We start from the raw sequence: 14,126 nt of genomic DNA, 5'->3' as shown, positions 1-14,126 counted from the left end.
TCTGCAGAGCCGAACGGGTCACCTTCACCGGGTCGATCACGCCGGCTTCGATGAGGTCCACGTACTCGCCGGTCTTGGCGTTGAAGCCGTGACCCACGGGCAGTTCGGAGACCTTGGAGACGATGACGTAGCCGTCTTCGCCAGCATTCTCAGCGATCCAGCGCAGCGGCTGAACTAGGGCGCGGCGGACAATCTGCACACCCACGTTTGCGTCGTGGTTACCCAGGTCCATACCGTCCAGTGCCTTCAGCGCGTGAACCAGTGCGGAACCGCCGCCGGAGACGATGCCCTCTTCCAGAGCTGCACGGGTGGAGGACACAGCATCCTCGATGCGGTGCTTGCGCTCCTTGGCCTCAACCTCGGTTGCGGCACCGACCTTGATAACGCCCACGCCGCCGGCAAGCTTAGCCAGGCGCTCCTTGAGCTTCTCGCGGTCCCATTCGGAATCCACGCGCTCAATTTCGCGGCGAAGCTGCTGCACGCGGTCCTCGATTGCCTCGGGGTCGCCGCCGCCGTCCACAATAGTGGTGTGGGACTTGGTGACGGTCACGCGGCGTGCCGAGCCCAGGTGCTCCAGGGTGACCTGCGGCAGGTCAATGCCGAGCTCGCCGGTCACGACGGTACCGCCGGTCAGGATTGCCAGGTCCTGCATGATTGCCTTGCGGCGGTCACCGAAACCGGGAGCCTTCAGAGCCACCACGTTGATGGTGCCGCGTAGCTTGTTCACGACCAGTGCGGAAAGCGCCTCGCCGTCAACGTCTTCTGCGATGATGGTCAGCGGCTTCTTCGCCTGAACGATCTTCTCGAGCACGGGCATGATTTCTGCGATGGTGGAAATCTTGCCCTGGTAGAGCAGCACGAGGCTGTTCTCCAGCACTGCTTCGCCGCGCTCAGCGTCGGTGACGAAGGAGGGCGAGAGATAGCCCTTGTCGAACTGCATACCTTCGGTGATGTCCAGCTCAATTTCGGTGGAGGAGCCATCTTCGATGGTGATGACGCCGTCCTGGCCGACCTTCTCGAAGGCGCGAGCCAGCAGCTCACCGATCTGCTCGGACTGCGCCGAGATAGCAGCAACGTGCGCTACCTCGGGGCCCTGCACGGGGCGTGCGTTCTCGAGCAGGCGTGCGGAGACAGCCTCCACAGCAGCCTCAATGCCGCGCTTGACGTCGGCGGGTGCCGCGCCGCTGGTGACGTTGCGCAGGCCCTCGTTGACCAGTGCCTGTGCGAGCACGGTTGCGGTGGTGGTGCCGTCACCGGCTACGTCGTTGGTCTTGGTGGCGACTTCCTTCGCCAGCTGGGCGCCCAGGTTCTCGTACGGGTCGTCCAGTTCAATTTCGCGGGCAATGGACACGCCGTCATTGGTGATGACGGGTGCGCCCCACTGCTTGTCGAGCACAACGTTGCGCCCGCGCGGGCCGAGGGTTACCTTGACCGCGTTTGCCAGCTTATCGACGCCAGCCTGCAGGGACTTGCGGGCGGCATCGTTGAATTCAAGCTGCTTAGCCATGTGTTCGCTACTCCTAGTGCGTCACAGAAAGGAAAATTTGAGGGGCAGATGATAGCTCATGCGCCGTACCGGATGAGCGGTACGGCGCATGAGTATCTGAAAGTAATTAGTCGACGATTGCCAGAACGTCGCGTGCGGAGAGAATCAGGTACTCTTCGCCCTGGTACTTGACCTCGGTGCCACCGTAGCGGGAGAACACGACAACGTCGCCTTCCTTAATGTCTACGGGAATGCGGTTGCCCTTCTCATCCACGCGGCCCGGGCCAACGGCGACAACGCGTGCTTCCTGCGGCTTTTCCTTCGCAGTTTCGGGGATGACCAGACCGGATGCAGTGGTCTGCTCAGCCTGCTCGATCTTGATAACGACGCGGTCTTCCAGGGGCTTGATAGCCATAATCGGTTCCTCCGGGTTGTGGATTTACGTTTGATGCGAGACAGCGGCGCAGTGGCGCGCCCGATGACTGTCTCGAGTGCTACCTCAACTCTAGTTTCACCTGTTCTTTCGGTCAAGAAAAGCGCCCCTCTGCCGGGGTGTTTCACCGCAAGGCGAACGCTGAGCAAAAAGCTGGGCAAATCGGGCTCCTCACCTCTCAAAACCGGCACCCCGTAAAATGAGGAGTATGCCTATTCCCGCATCCCCTTTTACTCCCGCCGCCGAGCTTCCGTTCAGCACCGAAGCGCTCGCGGCAGCCGATGAGCTCTACCCGCTGGGCTCGGATACGCTCAGCGCCGTTACTTCTTTGCGTTCGCGCGGTTTCAGCCCCGAGGAGTCTGCACAGATTATTTCGCTGGCGCAGGCTCGTGCCCGTGCACGCACTAAGTTCGGCGATCGCGCCCGCACGCTCATGCTGACTCAGGAGGCGGCTGAGCAGGCGACCCGCCCGGTGATTGCGCACTATCGTACTCAGCGCCTGCGCCCGGTTGCCGGCACGGTGGCTGATTTGGGGTGCGGTATCGCCTCGGATTCTGCCGTATATGCGGCGGATCGCGGTGCCGTGGTTGCGGTGGAGTTGGACCCGCTGACGGCTTCTTTTGCGGCGAAGAACCTTAAGTTCTGCCCGCAGGCGCGCGTGTATTCGGGGGATGTGACCGATTATGTGCACGGTGAACTTCTGGACGCTTCCGGTGAGCCGGTGGGCATTGTGTGGATGGACCCGGCACGCCGCGAGTTGCGCGGTGCAAAGAAAGCTCAGACGGAGCGCCTTTTTGATCCGGAGGCATTCTCTCCCCCGTTCTCGTTCGTGCTGAATCTGGCTCGTACGGGCGTGCCGATGGGCGCGAAGTTGGGTCCCGGTTTTCCTCACGAGGGTATCCCCTCGCCCGAAGATATTGCCTCGGATGCGAACCCGAACCCGCGCGTTGAGGCGGAGTGGATTCAGTCGGAGGGTTCCCTTGCCGAGTTGGTGCTCTGGTTTAACGCGCTGGCTCAGGAGGGAGTGGCTCGCACGGCGACCTCTGTACGCGAGCTGTCTGACGAAGAGGCTGCCCCTAACGAAGGATCAACCGAAGGCACCGCCGAAACCAGCGCCCTGCTGCCGCCGTACGAGGCGGTGAGCTTCCGCAGCTCCCTGACGGCGGAAGAGGCGGAGCAGAGCGTTGACGTTCCGGTGTCTCTGCCGCAGCCGGGTGAATACCTGTTGGAGCCCGCCCCGGCGATTGTGCGCTCGCACCTGGTCGCTGAGTTTGCGCAGAGTATTGGCGCGCACCTGCTGGATGAGCACCTAGCATACCTGTGTTCTGCCGAGCCGGTGGAGCATCCGCTGGTTGCCTGCTACGAGGTGCTGGAGGATATTCCCCTGCAGGAGAAGCAGCTGAAGCGTTGGGTACGTGAGCAGGGCTTTACGGCGCTGACGATTAAGAAGCGTGGCGTGGACATCGTTCCGGAACAGTTGCGTGCGCGCCTGCTGGGTTCTGCGGGTTCTAAGCCTTCCAAGAAGAAACAGAAAAAGAACGCTAATTCTTCTTTGGGTGTGCAGGAGCCCTCGTACCGTCCGGCAACGCTGGTCTTTACCCGCATCGGTTCGGGTAGGGATTCACGCCGCATCGGCTGGCATGTGCGCCCGCTCTAACCTCGCCAGCCCCGGCCGCCCATCCCTAACTACCCAGCACTGACGACCCAGACCCGACTGCCCAGACCCGACTGCCCAGACCCGAGGACGGGTTACCGTTCGTGACGATTCATGACGTTTCCGTTCCGGATTCTGCACTCGACAGGGCACCGGGCACCGCAAGACCGTACACTAGATACGGTGCCCGATAAAGACGCTGTGCCGGATAAAGATGCGCGGCCTAGTAGAGGCACTCCCCCAAGGAGCCAGCTCCCACCGGCTAGCGCACAGCCGGGCAGAGCCCACCGATAATAACTTCCATAGTCGGCACCATGCACGACCCTATTTCCAGACGCAGGAAAGGCAATATGATCGACTTTGCTACCTCCCCGCAGTCCACTCTCGGCGTGGAATGGGAGATTGCGCTCATCGACCGTGAAAGCGGCGCACTGACCCAGCGCGCCAGCGAGGTGCTATCCATCCTGCGCGAGCGCCGCCCCGAGCTGCTTGAGCCCGCCTCCGACCGCGCGCACGTGACCGGCGAATTCCTGGAGAACACCGTCGAGGTGGTGACCGGCATCTGCCGCACCGCCGCTGAGGCGTGCCGTCAGCTGCAGGATTTGACGGATACCCTGCGCGACATCACCGATGAGCTCGGCGTTGAGTTCTACCCCGCCGGCACTCACCCCTTCTCCCACTGGGCTGACCAGCCGGTCGTGGCGAAGGAACGCTACCAGCGTGTGGTCGAACGCGCCCAGTATTGGGGCCGCCACATGGTTATTTACGGTGTGCACGTGCACGTGGGTATTGACTCTCGCGATAAGGTTCTGCCGCTTATTGACGCGCTGACCAACTACGGACCGCACCTGCTGGCGCTTTCGTGCTCTTCCCCCTACTGGGACGGAATCGATACCGGTTACGCTTCGCACCGCACCCAGCTTTACCAGCAGCTGCCTACGAACGGTCTGCCCTTCCACTTTGACACCTGGGAGCAGTACAGCGAGTACCTGGAGTCACTCGTGGCAACCGACGTGATCAACGACCCGAGCGAGGACCGTTGGGATGTTCGCCCGGTTCCGCGTTACGGCACCATTGAAATGCGCTATTGCGATGGCCTCGCCTCCCTGCCGGATGTTGCGGCAATCGTGGCGTTCACGCAGTGCCTGGTGGAGTACTTCTCCCGCCAGATTGAGGCGGGTGAAAGCGTTGAGGTGCTCGCCCCCTGGCACGCGCAGGAGAATAAGTGGCGCGTTGCCCGCTACGGCCTGGAGGCTAAGATCGTGGTCTCTAACGAGCCGGCACAGCGTACCCTGCGTGAAGATTTTGAGCTGCTTTTGCTCAAGCTGGAGCCGGTGGCACGCGACCTTGACTGCGAGGTAGAGCTGGCGCAGGTACACCGCATCCTCGCCGAGGGTACGGGTGCTGATCGTCAGCGTGCGGTCTTTGAGAAGACCGGCTCTCTGCGTGAGGTGGCGCTGGATGTTGCCGCGCAGTCTCGTGCGCGAGCGCTGCGTTAGAGCCACCCTCCCCCGCAGCTAAAGTTTGAATACAGAGATGCCTCGGCGCAGTCCTTTGGGAGACTGTGCCGAGGCATCTCTATGAGCATTTTCGAGGCGAGCCGCATCAACGGGCTCGCGCTAATAATCCCTGCGGAAGTAGCTATTTCAGAGGTAGACCGTTTAGAGGCAGCCCGCCTAGAAACAGACCGTGGTCACCGGCAGCGAGGAGTCCGTCGTGAAGTCCACACCCGAGGGCTCACGACCGGCAGCGACCAGGCGGGCACCCAGCGCCGCAACCATCGCGCCGTTATCGGTGCACAGGGTGAACTTCGGGATAATCAGGCGCACCCCTTCGGAGGCGCATCGGGCGGCAAGCAGCTCACGCAGGCGCGAGTTAGCCGCCACGCCACCGCCGAGCAGCAGGGTCTTCATGCCCTGCTCGCGGCAGGCAAGCATCGCCTTCTTGGTGATGACGTCCACGACCGCCTCTTGGAAGGACGCGGCAATATCGGCAACCGGGACCTCTTCACCGGCTGCTTCAAAGCTTTCAATCACGCGCGCCACGGCGGTCTTCAGGCCGGAGAAGGAGAAATCGTAGCGGTGCGCACCGGGTTCCTCGGCGGTGCCCATGAACTTGCGGTTCGACAGGCCGCGCGGGAACACGAAGGCGTTGCGGTTACCCTCGGCGGCGGCGCGATCAATCGCGGGGCCGCCCGGGTAGTTGAGGCCGAGCAGTCGGGCGACCTTGTCGTAGGCCTCGCCTGCTGCATCGTCGAGGGTCGCGCCGAGCAGACGCACATCGGAGGTAATATCGCGCACCTGCAGGATTTCGGTATGACCGCCAGAGACTAGTAGAGCACCCAGGCCACCGGAACCGGCATTCGCCAGCAGGTCGGAGCCGTCTTCGGTGCCGTTGTCCTCCAGCAGGCCAACGCCAACGTGGGCGACCAGGTGGTTAATGCCGTAGAGGGGCTTGCCGGTAGCAATAGCGAGCGCCTTCGCCGCGGAGACACCCACCATGAGTGCGCCCGCCAGGCCGGGGCCAGCGGTGACGGCGATAGCGTCCACCTGATCGAGGGTGATGTCCGCTTCGGCGAGTGCCGCCTTGAGGGCGGGGATCATGGCGTCCAGATGAGCGCGGGAGGCGATTTCGGGGATCACGCCGCCAAAGCGCACGTGCTCTTCCATGGAGGAGGAGATGGTGTTGCTGAGCAGCTGTGCACCGCGCACAATGCCGATACCGGTCTCATCGCAGGAGGATTCGATGCCCAGAACGAGGGGTTCGCGAGTGCTCATAGTCTATCTTTCTGTTGCGCTGTCTGCGCGTAGTGCTTCTAGTTGCAGTGATGTAAGGATGCTGTTGCGTAGGAATGCCGTGGTGTAGGGATGCCGCGTCATAGAGGGTGGCGGAAGCTCGCCCATCTTGCGGGGATTGCCGTTTAGCCCAACGGAGTATTTAGAACGTGCATTCCATAATGATGGCGTCGGTTCCGTCATCGTAGTAGCCGCGGCGTACGTGAATCGCACGGTAGCCGTTGCGTTCGTAGAGGCGCTGGGCGCGCGGGTTGTCGGCACGCACCTCCAGCAGGATGCGCTCGGCACCCTGCTCGCGGGCGCGCTCGTGCATCTGCTCGAGCATGGCGCGACCGTAGCCGTGGCCCTCGTATTCGGGGAGCACGCCGATGGTTTGAACGTCGGCGGTGTCGGCTACGACCATGGTTCCGCAGTAGCCGATGGCGCGCCAGCTGCCCTCGTCGCTTTCCGGGTTCTCCACCGGCAGCTCGAGCATGTAGTAGGTGCGGGTCGGGTGGGTCAGTTCCTCAAGGAACATGTCGATGTGCCAGGCGTCGGCGGGGAACAGGGTGGTTTCCATGCGGTGCATGGCCTGCACGTCGGCAAGTTCGGCAACGCGCAGGCGGGCGCCCATAGCCAGATTATTCAGCGCCAGGTTATTCAGTGCCAGGTCGTCTCGCACGATATTGTCGGTAGCGCTCATTTAGCCCTCCTTCTGCGCGGCAGTCTGCGCAGTAGCCTGACCGGCGGCCTGTGCGGCCTGCTTCTGCTGGCGGGCGAGCATTGCGGCGGGGACCTTTGCATCCGAGTCGCGCAGGTACTGGGCGGAGGTGTCCTCGCTCAGATTCTCTACGCCCAGACGTGCCGCGGCGGCAACCAGGTACTCGGCGTGGGGGTGAACCCCGCGGGCAGATTCGACGATGGTCCAGCCGTGTTCTTCGAGGGCCTCGGAGTACAGGCCAGCACCGTAACCGTAGGCATAGGAGGGAGCCCCACCGGGCAGAATTTCGGAGGCGGGGCATACGTTCGGGCCGTCCACCAGGCTGTAGCCTTCGGCATTCACGCGGTAGCGGGCGGAGTAGACTTCGCGGCGGCGTGCGTCGGAGAGTACGAGCAGCTCAGCACCTTCTATAAGTTCAGCACTTTCAGCAGAGGCGAACGCTCGTTCTGCGTTCTCTTCCCCGGCAGTGTCTACGCCAGCTTCACCGGCAACCACGCCAGACACAGCACGCTCAGCCAGGGCGGTCAGGCTCATCATGCCGTACACCGGCACCGACCAGGCAAAACCCAGAGCGCGCGCAGTAACGATACCGGCGCGAAGACCCGTAAAAGGTCCCGGACCGGTACCGGTCAGAATCGCATCCAAATCTTCGCCGCGCACGCCAGCGTCCTGCAGGGCCGCCTGCGCGTAGGGGCCCATCACCTCGGCGTGGGAGCGAGTATCTTCGCTCTCGTAGCGGGCGAGGATTTCGAAGGACGCACCGGCTTCGGAGCCGTGCACACGGGCGAGCGCCACAGATGCGGTGGCGGATGAATCAAGGGCAAGTACTAGCACCCTATCATTCTAACGCGCGGGCTCTAGGCGCTCTGCAGGGCCTCTTTCAGTGCGTCGAAAGCGTGCTCCCAGCGGGGGCCGAAGGCGCGCACCCGCAGCAGGCGAGGTTCGGGGGTGTCCGCTTCCTCGTCGCTTTCGTCCTCGTCTTCGTCGTCCCAGCTGAACTCTTCGGCAGCCGAGTAGGCGAAGCGTGCATCTGCACCGGTCAGGCGGGTGAAGTCCAGCTCCAGGCGGGAATCGCTCAGGTGCTCAGCCTTATCGCGGCCCCACTCGATGACGGTCACAGAGCGCGGCAGAGAGAACTCAAGATCCAGGTCGTCGAGCTCTTCGGCGCTGGAGAGGCGGTAGGCGTCCACGTGCACCAGGTCGGGCCCGCCGGGGCGGGAGCCATCCGGCAGGTTCGGGTGCACACGCGAGAGCACGAAGGTCGGTGAGATAACGCCTTCGCGCACGCCCAGGCCTTCACCCAGGGAGCGGGTGAACGTAGTCTTGCCCGCACCGAGCTCGCCCGAGAGCAACAGTACGTCCCCGGCGTTCAGGTGCTGTGCCAAGGTGAGCGCCAGGCGGCGGGTATGGTCGGGGCCGGTCACATCCAGGTCGAGTGCGGCAGAAATGTACTCAGCGCTCATTAGCCCTCCTGCTCCTGCCCGGTACCCCACAGCTCGTTCAGCTCAGCTTCAACCCAGGAGCCGCCAACGTAGAGGCGCTCCACGCGGGACGAAATGCGGGTCACGATTTCGTAGTTAATGGTCTGCGCGGCATCCGCCCACTCTTCCACGGGCGGGTTCTCACCGGCACCAAAAAGGATAGCGGGCGCCCCCAGGTATCCCAGGGCGGGGTCGCTCAGACCGGGTTCGCCCAGGTCAACGACCATCTGATCCATGGCGACGCGGCCGACCACGCGGTAGGTCTTACCTTCCGTATTGTTAGGCACGGAGCCGTCCTCCGCGTTCTGCGCGCCCGGGTAGATGCGCACCGGCGCGTTCTCCGCAATACGCGGCACACCGTCAGCGTAGCCGAGCGGCACCAGCGCCAGGGTGGTTGCCTTGGGAGTGTGGTAGCGCAGACCGTAGGAAACACCCTGACCTGCAGGAACTTCCTTCACAGCGGCAATATAGCTGCCCACCGTCATGACGGGCTTCAGCCCCAGGTCCTCAGCGGTGACCTCCGGCAGCGGGGAAAGACCGTACAGCGCGAGGCCGCAACGCACGCCGTCACCAAGCAGACGCTCCTCCGTATCCCAGCCCTCCAGCGAGGCGGTCAGGGTCGCCGGCGAGTTCGCCAAATGCACGATCTTCGGGGCCAGGCCAGCCTCACGAGCCTGAGCCACAAAAGTATCCAGGGTGTCGAGCTGCTGAGCAGTCTCGGCGCGGGTCGGCTCATCAGCAACCGCCAGGTGGCTAAAAATACCCTCAACCGTAATCAGCCCAGACTTCTCCAGGGAGGCGGCGCGAGCCACCAGCGCAGGCCAATCCGCAGCGGTCGCACCGTTACGACCCAGACCGGTATCAGCCTTCAGATGCACGATAGCGCGCTCGCCGGTGCGTTCGGCTGCGGCAGCTACCGCCTCCAGGTCCCAACCGGAAACACCCAGGCGAATCTTCTCCTGCAGTGCCGCCTCAAAGTCGGTGGAGGGGGTGTGCAGCCACGCCATGAGTGGCGCCTCAATACCGTCAGCACGCAGTTCCAGCGCCTCGTTCACGTGCACCACACCCAGCAGGTCAGCACCGGCGGCAATAGCCGAACGTGCCACCGGGTACGCGCCGTGACCGTACGCGTCCGCCTTAATCACTGCAATGAGCGCACGGTCGCCAATAAGTTCCTTGAGGCGGCGCACATTATGTTCTAGCGCATCAAGGTCAATCGTGGCGCTTCGCTCTGCCTCTGCCGGAGTGCAGGGCGGGCAGTAGAGCGGTTCGGCAGGCTGCTGAGGGTGAGTCATGGTCCTTCACGGTCCTTCTGACGGGCGGGTACTACAGGCTGTGCTTGGGCAGCCTCTCTTCTACTAAATTCTAGACCTCCCGGTGTGCGAAAGTCCTGTCGCGCTACACTAGGTCAGGTACACCTTTGAGAGAGGAAAGCATCGATGAGCACTCTGCCGCCGGTTCGGACGGTTCACGTGTATTCCATGCACACCGACCCTTTTGCGCAGCCCGGTAGCGGAGATGCAGGCGGCATGAACGTCTATATTGCCCGGTCGGTGCACGCCATGCTGGAGCTCGATCCCGAACTACGGGTTGAGGTTTTCACGCTGGACCGCGGTGAGGCGCTTCCGGCTGATTCGCCGTTCCGTCAGCCTCCTCAGCCCGGTGAGCGCCTTGTGCGCCACAGCCTTGATCTTCCGTCCGCTCGTGGTCTTTCGAAGAACGAGTTGGCTACGGTCACCGATGATTTTGCGCAGGCGTGTGTGGAGCAGGCACTGTACACCCCGGATATTATCCACGCCCACTATTGGCTGTCTGGTCAGGCTGCGGCTCGCGCTTCCCAGCTGTGGTCGGCTCAGGGCGTTGGCTTCCCTGTCCCCGTTCTTTTCACTCCGCATACGACGGCTGCCGCCAAGGATGCGCGCCGCGGCGAAGGTGAAGCGCCCGAGCCTGAGGAACGATACCGCGCCGAGCGTCTGATGAGTAGCTCCGCGAGCCGGGTGATTGTGAATACTCCCCTGGAGGCGCAGCAGATGGGCGAGTACTACGGTACGGACGCGCAGAAGCTTGCCATTATCCCCCCGGGTGTTGACACCTCAATTTTCCATACGATTCCTGGCGTGCATCCGCTCAATGACACCTCGGAGACTCGTTGCCGCATTGTGTTTGCCGGTAGGCCTCAGCCGTTGAAGGGCCCGCATCTGCTGGTGGAGGCGCTCGCACTGCTCCCCTCTGACCTGCAGGTGGACGTGGATATTATTGGTCGCTCCGATTCGGATTATGAGCGCCGCCTGTTGCAGCGTGCAGCTGAGCTGGGTGTGGCAGATCGGGTGCATTTGAAGGACCCGGTTCCGGCGTCTGAGTTGGCGAATATTTTCCGTGCCGCCGACATCGTGGCGTCCCCGTCGTCGTCTGAGACGTTCGGGTTGGTGGCTCTGGAGGCGCAGGCGTGCGGCGCGGCGGTGCTCGCTACGGATGCTGACGGTCTGCGCTTTGCGGTGGAGAACCACCGTACGGGCCTGCTGGTGGCGCCTCGTACTCCGCAGCGTTGGGCTGCAGCTATTGAGCGTCTGGTGCGTGCCCCGTATCTGCGTCATTCGTTGGGTGCGAACGCCGCAGCGCGTGCCCGCACGATGGGTTGGGAGCAGACGGCGCGTAAGACCCTGGAAGCTTATGCCGAGGTACGTGAGGGTATCTCGCAGTAATGTATTTTTCACGTTGTGAGGAGTTTTAATGTCTTTCTCGATGAGCCGCGATGAGTTCGCTGCGTACCTGGATTCTGTGCGTATTACCGGCGAGGTGGTAACCGCCCGAGAGAATAACCTGGACCATATTCAGGGTTTCCTGGATGGTAATGAGCACCTTGAGTTTGGTGTGCAGTGGACCCGTGAGTGGGATTACGATTCGGTGTTTGAGGTGATGGTTCGCCGCGCGGGTCTGAACCCGGATCGTTCGCATACTCACGGTCAGGACACTATTGGCGCTGAGCAGTGCATTAGCGCGCTGGAGGAGTACGCCCGCATCTTCGGTGAGGCGGTGCGTGCGGGTTCTCGTATTCTGTTTGCGACCGGTCACCCGGCGGGCCTGTTCCCCATCTATGCGGTGATGGCTGCGGCTGCGAAGGCTGCCGGTGCTGAGGTTCTTCAGATTGAGGAGGGCGAGCGCTTCCTGGACGGCGATGTCCGTCAGATTATGGATGTCGTGATGTTTGAGCAGTACGGTAATCTGCAGCATACGCATTTCCCCGGCCCGATGCGCATCGCACTGGATCAGTTGAAGGCGCGCGGTGTGACTCCGGATCTGGTGGTTTCGGATCACGGTATGGCTGGTTATGCTTCCTCGACCTGTAAGCTGCTGACGATTGGTATTGCGGATTGTAATGATCCGGGTCTGTTTGTGGCGGCTGAGCAGGGGGACCTGCCGGTGTGCGTGCCGATGGACGATAACGTTCCGCCGCGTCGTTATGAGCCGATGATTGATTTCATTTTGGATCGTGCGGGGCTTGAGCGTCCTTAATGTCCCTTTTACGCCGTGTGTGTAGGGTTTGTGATTGAGCCTCTGGGGTTTGTCGTTTTATATGCCGGTTATTGTTTTTCTGCAGGTGCGTGAAACAGTCTGGTGTTTTTAGGAGTTTCTTAGCTTCACTAGGCATTCTTCTCGGGGGCTCTTATTCTCTTCTTTTTCTGTGATTGATTTCATCACGCGGGAGCGACTTTACGGCTTTATTCTTCGAGACGTAAGACCCCCGACCCCGTAGAATAGTTTACGGAACATGTTTATGCGCTCTGTGGGTTCATATAACGCTCCACTAGGCGTCTAACCAGCGCCTTTACCGTAATCTCTGCCATCATTCACTCAGCAAGATTAAGGGTTCACTCATTCATTCAGAACATAGACTAGGACACGTCTCCCTTACACCGATAATTAGGGGTAAATGTGCCTATTCGCCGCTCTCAGTCCACGACACAGGACAAATTTCCGGGGAAGATTACACCGTTGAAAGTACAAGATCGTCTTAAAAAAATGTGGGGTTCAGACTTCGTCGTCAAGCGAAGCTGGCATCCCAAGGTTCAGCGTGCCCTTTACTTTGGCGATTTTCTCGCCATTGTTATTGCGGTTGTCGCTGCGCATCTGATTCGTTTCGGGTGGGAGAATGCTGACCTGCCCTATGTGAACGTTTGGCCTATTAACGCCCTGGATGGCCGTATTCCCGCTATTGATTACGTCTTCCTGGGCGTCGGCTTGGTCGTCGGCTGGTGGTTTATCCTCCAGGTGAACGGCTCCCGTAGCCTGCGCATCATGGGTTTCGGCAACGAGGAGTACCGTCTCATTACTCGCGGTAGCACCTATTTCTTCTGTCTGCTGATTATTGTGGCGTTCTTCCTCAAGGTTGACGTCACCCGCATGTACCTGCTGATTGCTTACCCGCTGGGTCTGTTCCTTCTGCTCGTTGAGCGTTGGCTGATTCGTCAGGGTCTGGTGCGTTCGCGTACCCGCGGTCGTGCGCTCACTCGCGTCATGATTATTTCTGATGTGACGACCGGTCAGCACCTGTACAAGAACCTGGAGGGCGTGGTTGCTTCCGGTCTGTCCCCCGCTGCGTTCTATCTGCCCGGTTTCACTCCGGGTACCACTGTTGCTGGTGCGCCGATTCCGGTGCTTGGTTACAGCACTTCTCCGGCTGACATTATGGAAGCCATCCGCGAGAACGATATTCATATGGTTGCTGTTACGAATGGTCACCACTTGAGCCCGGATCAGGTTCGCCTGCTGGGTTGGAAGCTGGCTGATGCGCATATTTCGCTGATTATGGCTCCTGCGACGACCGATATTGCTGGTCCGCGTATGCACATGCAGCCGTTGAACGGTTTACCGCTGGTGCATGTGTCGACTCCGCGTATTACCGGTCTGTCGGCGTTCTTCAAGCGCACCGTGGATGTTGTGTCTTCGGGTCTGGGTTTGGTTCTGCTCTCTCCGCTATTCCTGGTGGTGGCACTGCTGGTGAAGCGTGATGGTGGCCCGGTCTTCTTCCTGCAGAGTCGTGTGGGTCTGAACGGTGAGCTTTTCAAGATGGTGAAGTTCCGTTCGATGCGTACTGACGCTGAAGAGGTCAAGAAGCGCCTCATGGAGCAGAACGAGGGTAACGGCGTGCTCTTCAAGATGAAGGACGACCCGCGTATTACCCCCATTGGTAAGTTCATCCGTAAGTACTCGATTGATGAGCTGCCTCAGCTGTGGAACGTGTTCATTGGCGATATGTCGCTGGTGGGTCCGCGTCCTCCGCTGGTTGAGGAAGTTGAGCAGTATGAGGACATTGCGTACCGCCGTCTGCTGGTGAAGCCGGGTATTACCGGTCTGTGGCAGGTTTCGGGTCGTAGTGATCTCTCTTGGGAAGAGTCGGTTCGTCTGGATCTCTACTATGTTGAGAACTGGTCGCTTACCGGTGACTTCATTATTCTTCTGCGTACTGTCCGTGCGGTTTTCGCTAAGGAAGGCGCGTACTAAGAAGGATGGTGAGAGTTTCTCCCACTGGTGCGTATGCCGGTTTTTATGATGCTGTCCCGGCACAGGCAGCTCGGC

General features: G+C 61.2%; 12 protein-coding genes. 5 read left to right on the top strand and 7 right to left on the bottom strand.

Annotated elements, in window-relative coordinates:
* Both groL and groES read right to left on the bottom strand, forming a co-directional pair.
* Positions 1-1,507 (bottom strand): chaperonin GroEL (gene groL, locus HMPREF2999_RS03320; RefSeq protein WP_049355203.1); only part of this gene is annotated, 1,507 nt, incomplete at its 3' end.
* A gap of 106 nt (positions 1,508-1,613) precedes the next feature.
* The gene (gene groES, locus HMPREF2999_RS03315) at positions 1,614-1,901 is read right to left on the bottom strand and encodes a co-chaperone GroES (protein ID WP_005505066.1); all 288 of its coding nucleotides are present in this window, start codon (positions 1,899-1,901) and stop codon (positions 1,614-1,616) included.
* A gap of 226 nt (positions 1,902-2,127) precedes the next feature.
* Between groES and HMPREF2999_RS03310 the strand changes: the two genes are divergently transcribed.
* On the top strand, positions 2,128-3,576 hold the full coding sequence (locus HMPREF2999_RS03310) for a class I SAM-dependent methyltransferase (protein WP_246823062.1): 1,449 nt from the start codon (positions 2,128-2,130) through the stop codon (positions 3,574-3,576).
* A gap of 347 nt (positions 3,577-3,923) precedes the next feature.
* On the top strand, positions 3,924-5,072 hold the full coding sequence (locus HMPREF2999_RS03305) for a glutamate--cysteine ligase (RefSeq protein ID WP_070675856.1): 1,149 nt from the start codon (positions 3,924-3,926) through the stop codon (positions 5,070-5,072).
* A gap of 177 nt (positions 5,073-5,249) precedes the next feature.
* On the opposite strand, the gene tsaD is transcribed toward HMPREF2999_RS03305, so the two are convergent.
* From tsaD to alr, 5 genes are all read right to left on the bottom strand, one after another.
* Positions 5,250-6,350, bottom strand: coding sequence for a tRNA (adenosine(37)-N6)-threonylcarbamoyltransferase complex transferase subunit TsaD (tsaD, locus tag HMPREF2999_RS03300; RefSeq protein ID WP_049338100.1), 1,101 nt, complete (start codon positions 6,348-6,350; stop codon positions 5,250-5,252).
* 160 nt (positions 6,351-6,510) lie between these two features.
* Positions 6,511-7,050: a ribosomal protein S18-alanine N-acetyltransferase gene (gene rimI / locus HMPREF2999_RS03295; protein ID WP_070675858.1), complete on the bottom strand. Its 540-nt coding sequence runs from the start codon at positions 7,048-7,050 to the stop codon at positions 6,511-6,513.
* Positions 7,051-7,902, bottom strand: coding sequence for a tRNA (adenosine(37)-N6)-threonylcarbamoyltransferase complex dimerization subunit type 1 TsaB (tsaB, locus tag HMPREF2999_RS03290; protein ID WP_070675860.1), 852 nt, complete (start codon positions 7,900-7,902; stop codon positions 7,051-7,053).
* Between the two features lie 23 nt (positions 7,903-7,925).
* Positions 7,926-8,531 (bottom strand): tRNA (adenosine(37)-N6)-threonylcarbamoyltransferase complex ATPase subunit type 1 TsaE, encoded by a 606-nt coding sequence (tsaE, locus tag HMPREF2999_RS03285; protein ID WP_070675862.1) that lies wholly within the window; start codon positions 8,529-8,531, stop codon positions 7,926-7,928.
* Positions 8,531-9,844, bottom strand: coding sequence for an alanine racemase (alr, locus tag HMPREF2999_RS03280; protein WP_070675864.1), 1,314 nt, complete (start codon positions 9,842-9,844; stop codon positions 8,531-8,533). Before alr ends, tsaE begins: the two co-directional genes overlap by 1 nt.
* A 144-nt stretch (positions 9,845-9,988) precedes the next feature.
* Between alr and HMPREF2999_RS03275 the strand changes: the two genes are divergently transcribed.
* The 3 genes from HMPREF2999_RS03275 to HMPREF2999_RS03265 all read left to right on the top strand — a co-directional run bounded on the left by HMPREF2999_RS03275 (position 9,989) and on the right by HMPREF2999_RS03265 (position 14,051).
* Positions 9,989-11,251, top strand: a complete 1,263-nt coding sequence (locus tag HMPREF2999_RS03275) for a glycosyltransferase (protein ID WP_070675866.1) — start codon at positions 9,989-9,991, stop codon at positions 11,249-11,251.
* Between the two features lie 28 nt (positions 11,252-11,279).
* Complete coding sequence (locus tag HMPREF2999_RS03270) at positions 11,280-12,062, top strand: phosphatase (RefSeq protein WP_070675868.1); 783 nt, start codon at positions 11,280-11,282, stop codon at positions 12,060-12,062.
* 507 nt (positions 12,063-12,569) lie between these two features.
* The gene (locus HMPREF2999_RS03265) at positions 12,570-14,051 is read left to right on the top strand and encodes a sugar transferase (RefSeq protein ID WP_070675870.1); all 1,482 of its coding nucleotides are present in this window, start codon (positions 12,570-12,572) and stop codon (positions 14,049-14,051) included.
* Positions 14,052-14,126: the final 75 nt, after the last annotated feature.

The sequence above is a fragment of the Rothia sp. HMSC066H02 genome (assembly GCF_001814995.1).
GTDB classification, from domain to species: Bacteria; Actinomycetota; Actinomycetes; order Actinomycetales; family Micrococcaceae; genus Rothia; species Rothia mucilaginosa.
Note: the sequence above shows the minus strand (reverse complement) of the source record. Positions and strands in the feature narration are given on the sequence as shown.

Coding starts and splice junctions, on each gene's coding strand:
- groES (WP_005505066.1), bottom strand. CDS start 1,901: ATGGCTATCAAGCCCCTGGAAGACCGCGTCGTTATCAAGATCGAGCAG.
- HMPREF2999_RS03270 (WP_070675868.1), top strand. CDS start 11,280: ATGTCTTTCTCGATGAGCCGCGATGAGTTCGCTGCGTACCTGGATTCT.
- rimI (WP_070675858.1), bottom strand. CDS start 7,050: ATGAGCGCTACCGACAATATCGTGCGAGACGACCTGGCACTGAATAAC.
- alr (WP_070675864.1), bottom strand. CDS start 9,844: ATGACTCACCCTCAGCAGCCTGCCGAACCGCTCTACTGCCCGCCCTGC.
- HMPREF2999_RS03265 (WP_070675870.1), top strand. CDS start 12,570: ATGTGGGGTTCAGACTTCGTCGTCAAGCGAAGCTGGCATCCCAAGGTT.
- HMPREF2999_RS03310 (WP_246823062.1), top strand. CDS start 2,128: ATGCCTATTCCCGCATCCCCTTTTACTCCCGCCGCCGAGCTTCCGTTC.
- HMPREF2999_RS03275 (WP_070675866.1), top strand. CDS start 9,989: ATGAGCACTCTGCCGCCGGTTCGGACGGTTCACGTGTATTCCATGCAC.
- HMPREF2999_RS03305 (WP_070675856.1), top strand. CDS start 3,924: ATGATCGACTTTGCTACCTCCCCGCAGTCCACTCTCGGCGTGGAATGG.
- tsaD (WP_049338100.1), bottom strand. CDS start 6,350: ATGAGCACTCGCGAACCCCTCGTTCTGGGCATCGAATCCTCCTGCGAT.
- tsaE (WP_070675862.1), bottom strand. CDS start 8,531: ATGAGCGCTGAGTACATTTCTGCCGCACTCGACCTGGATGTGACCGGC.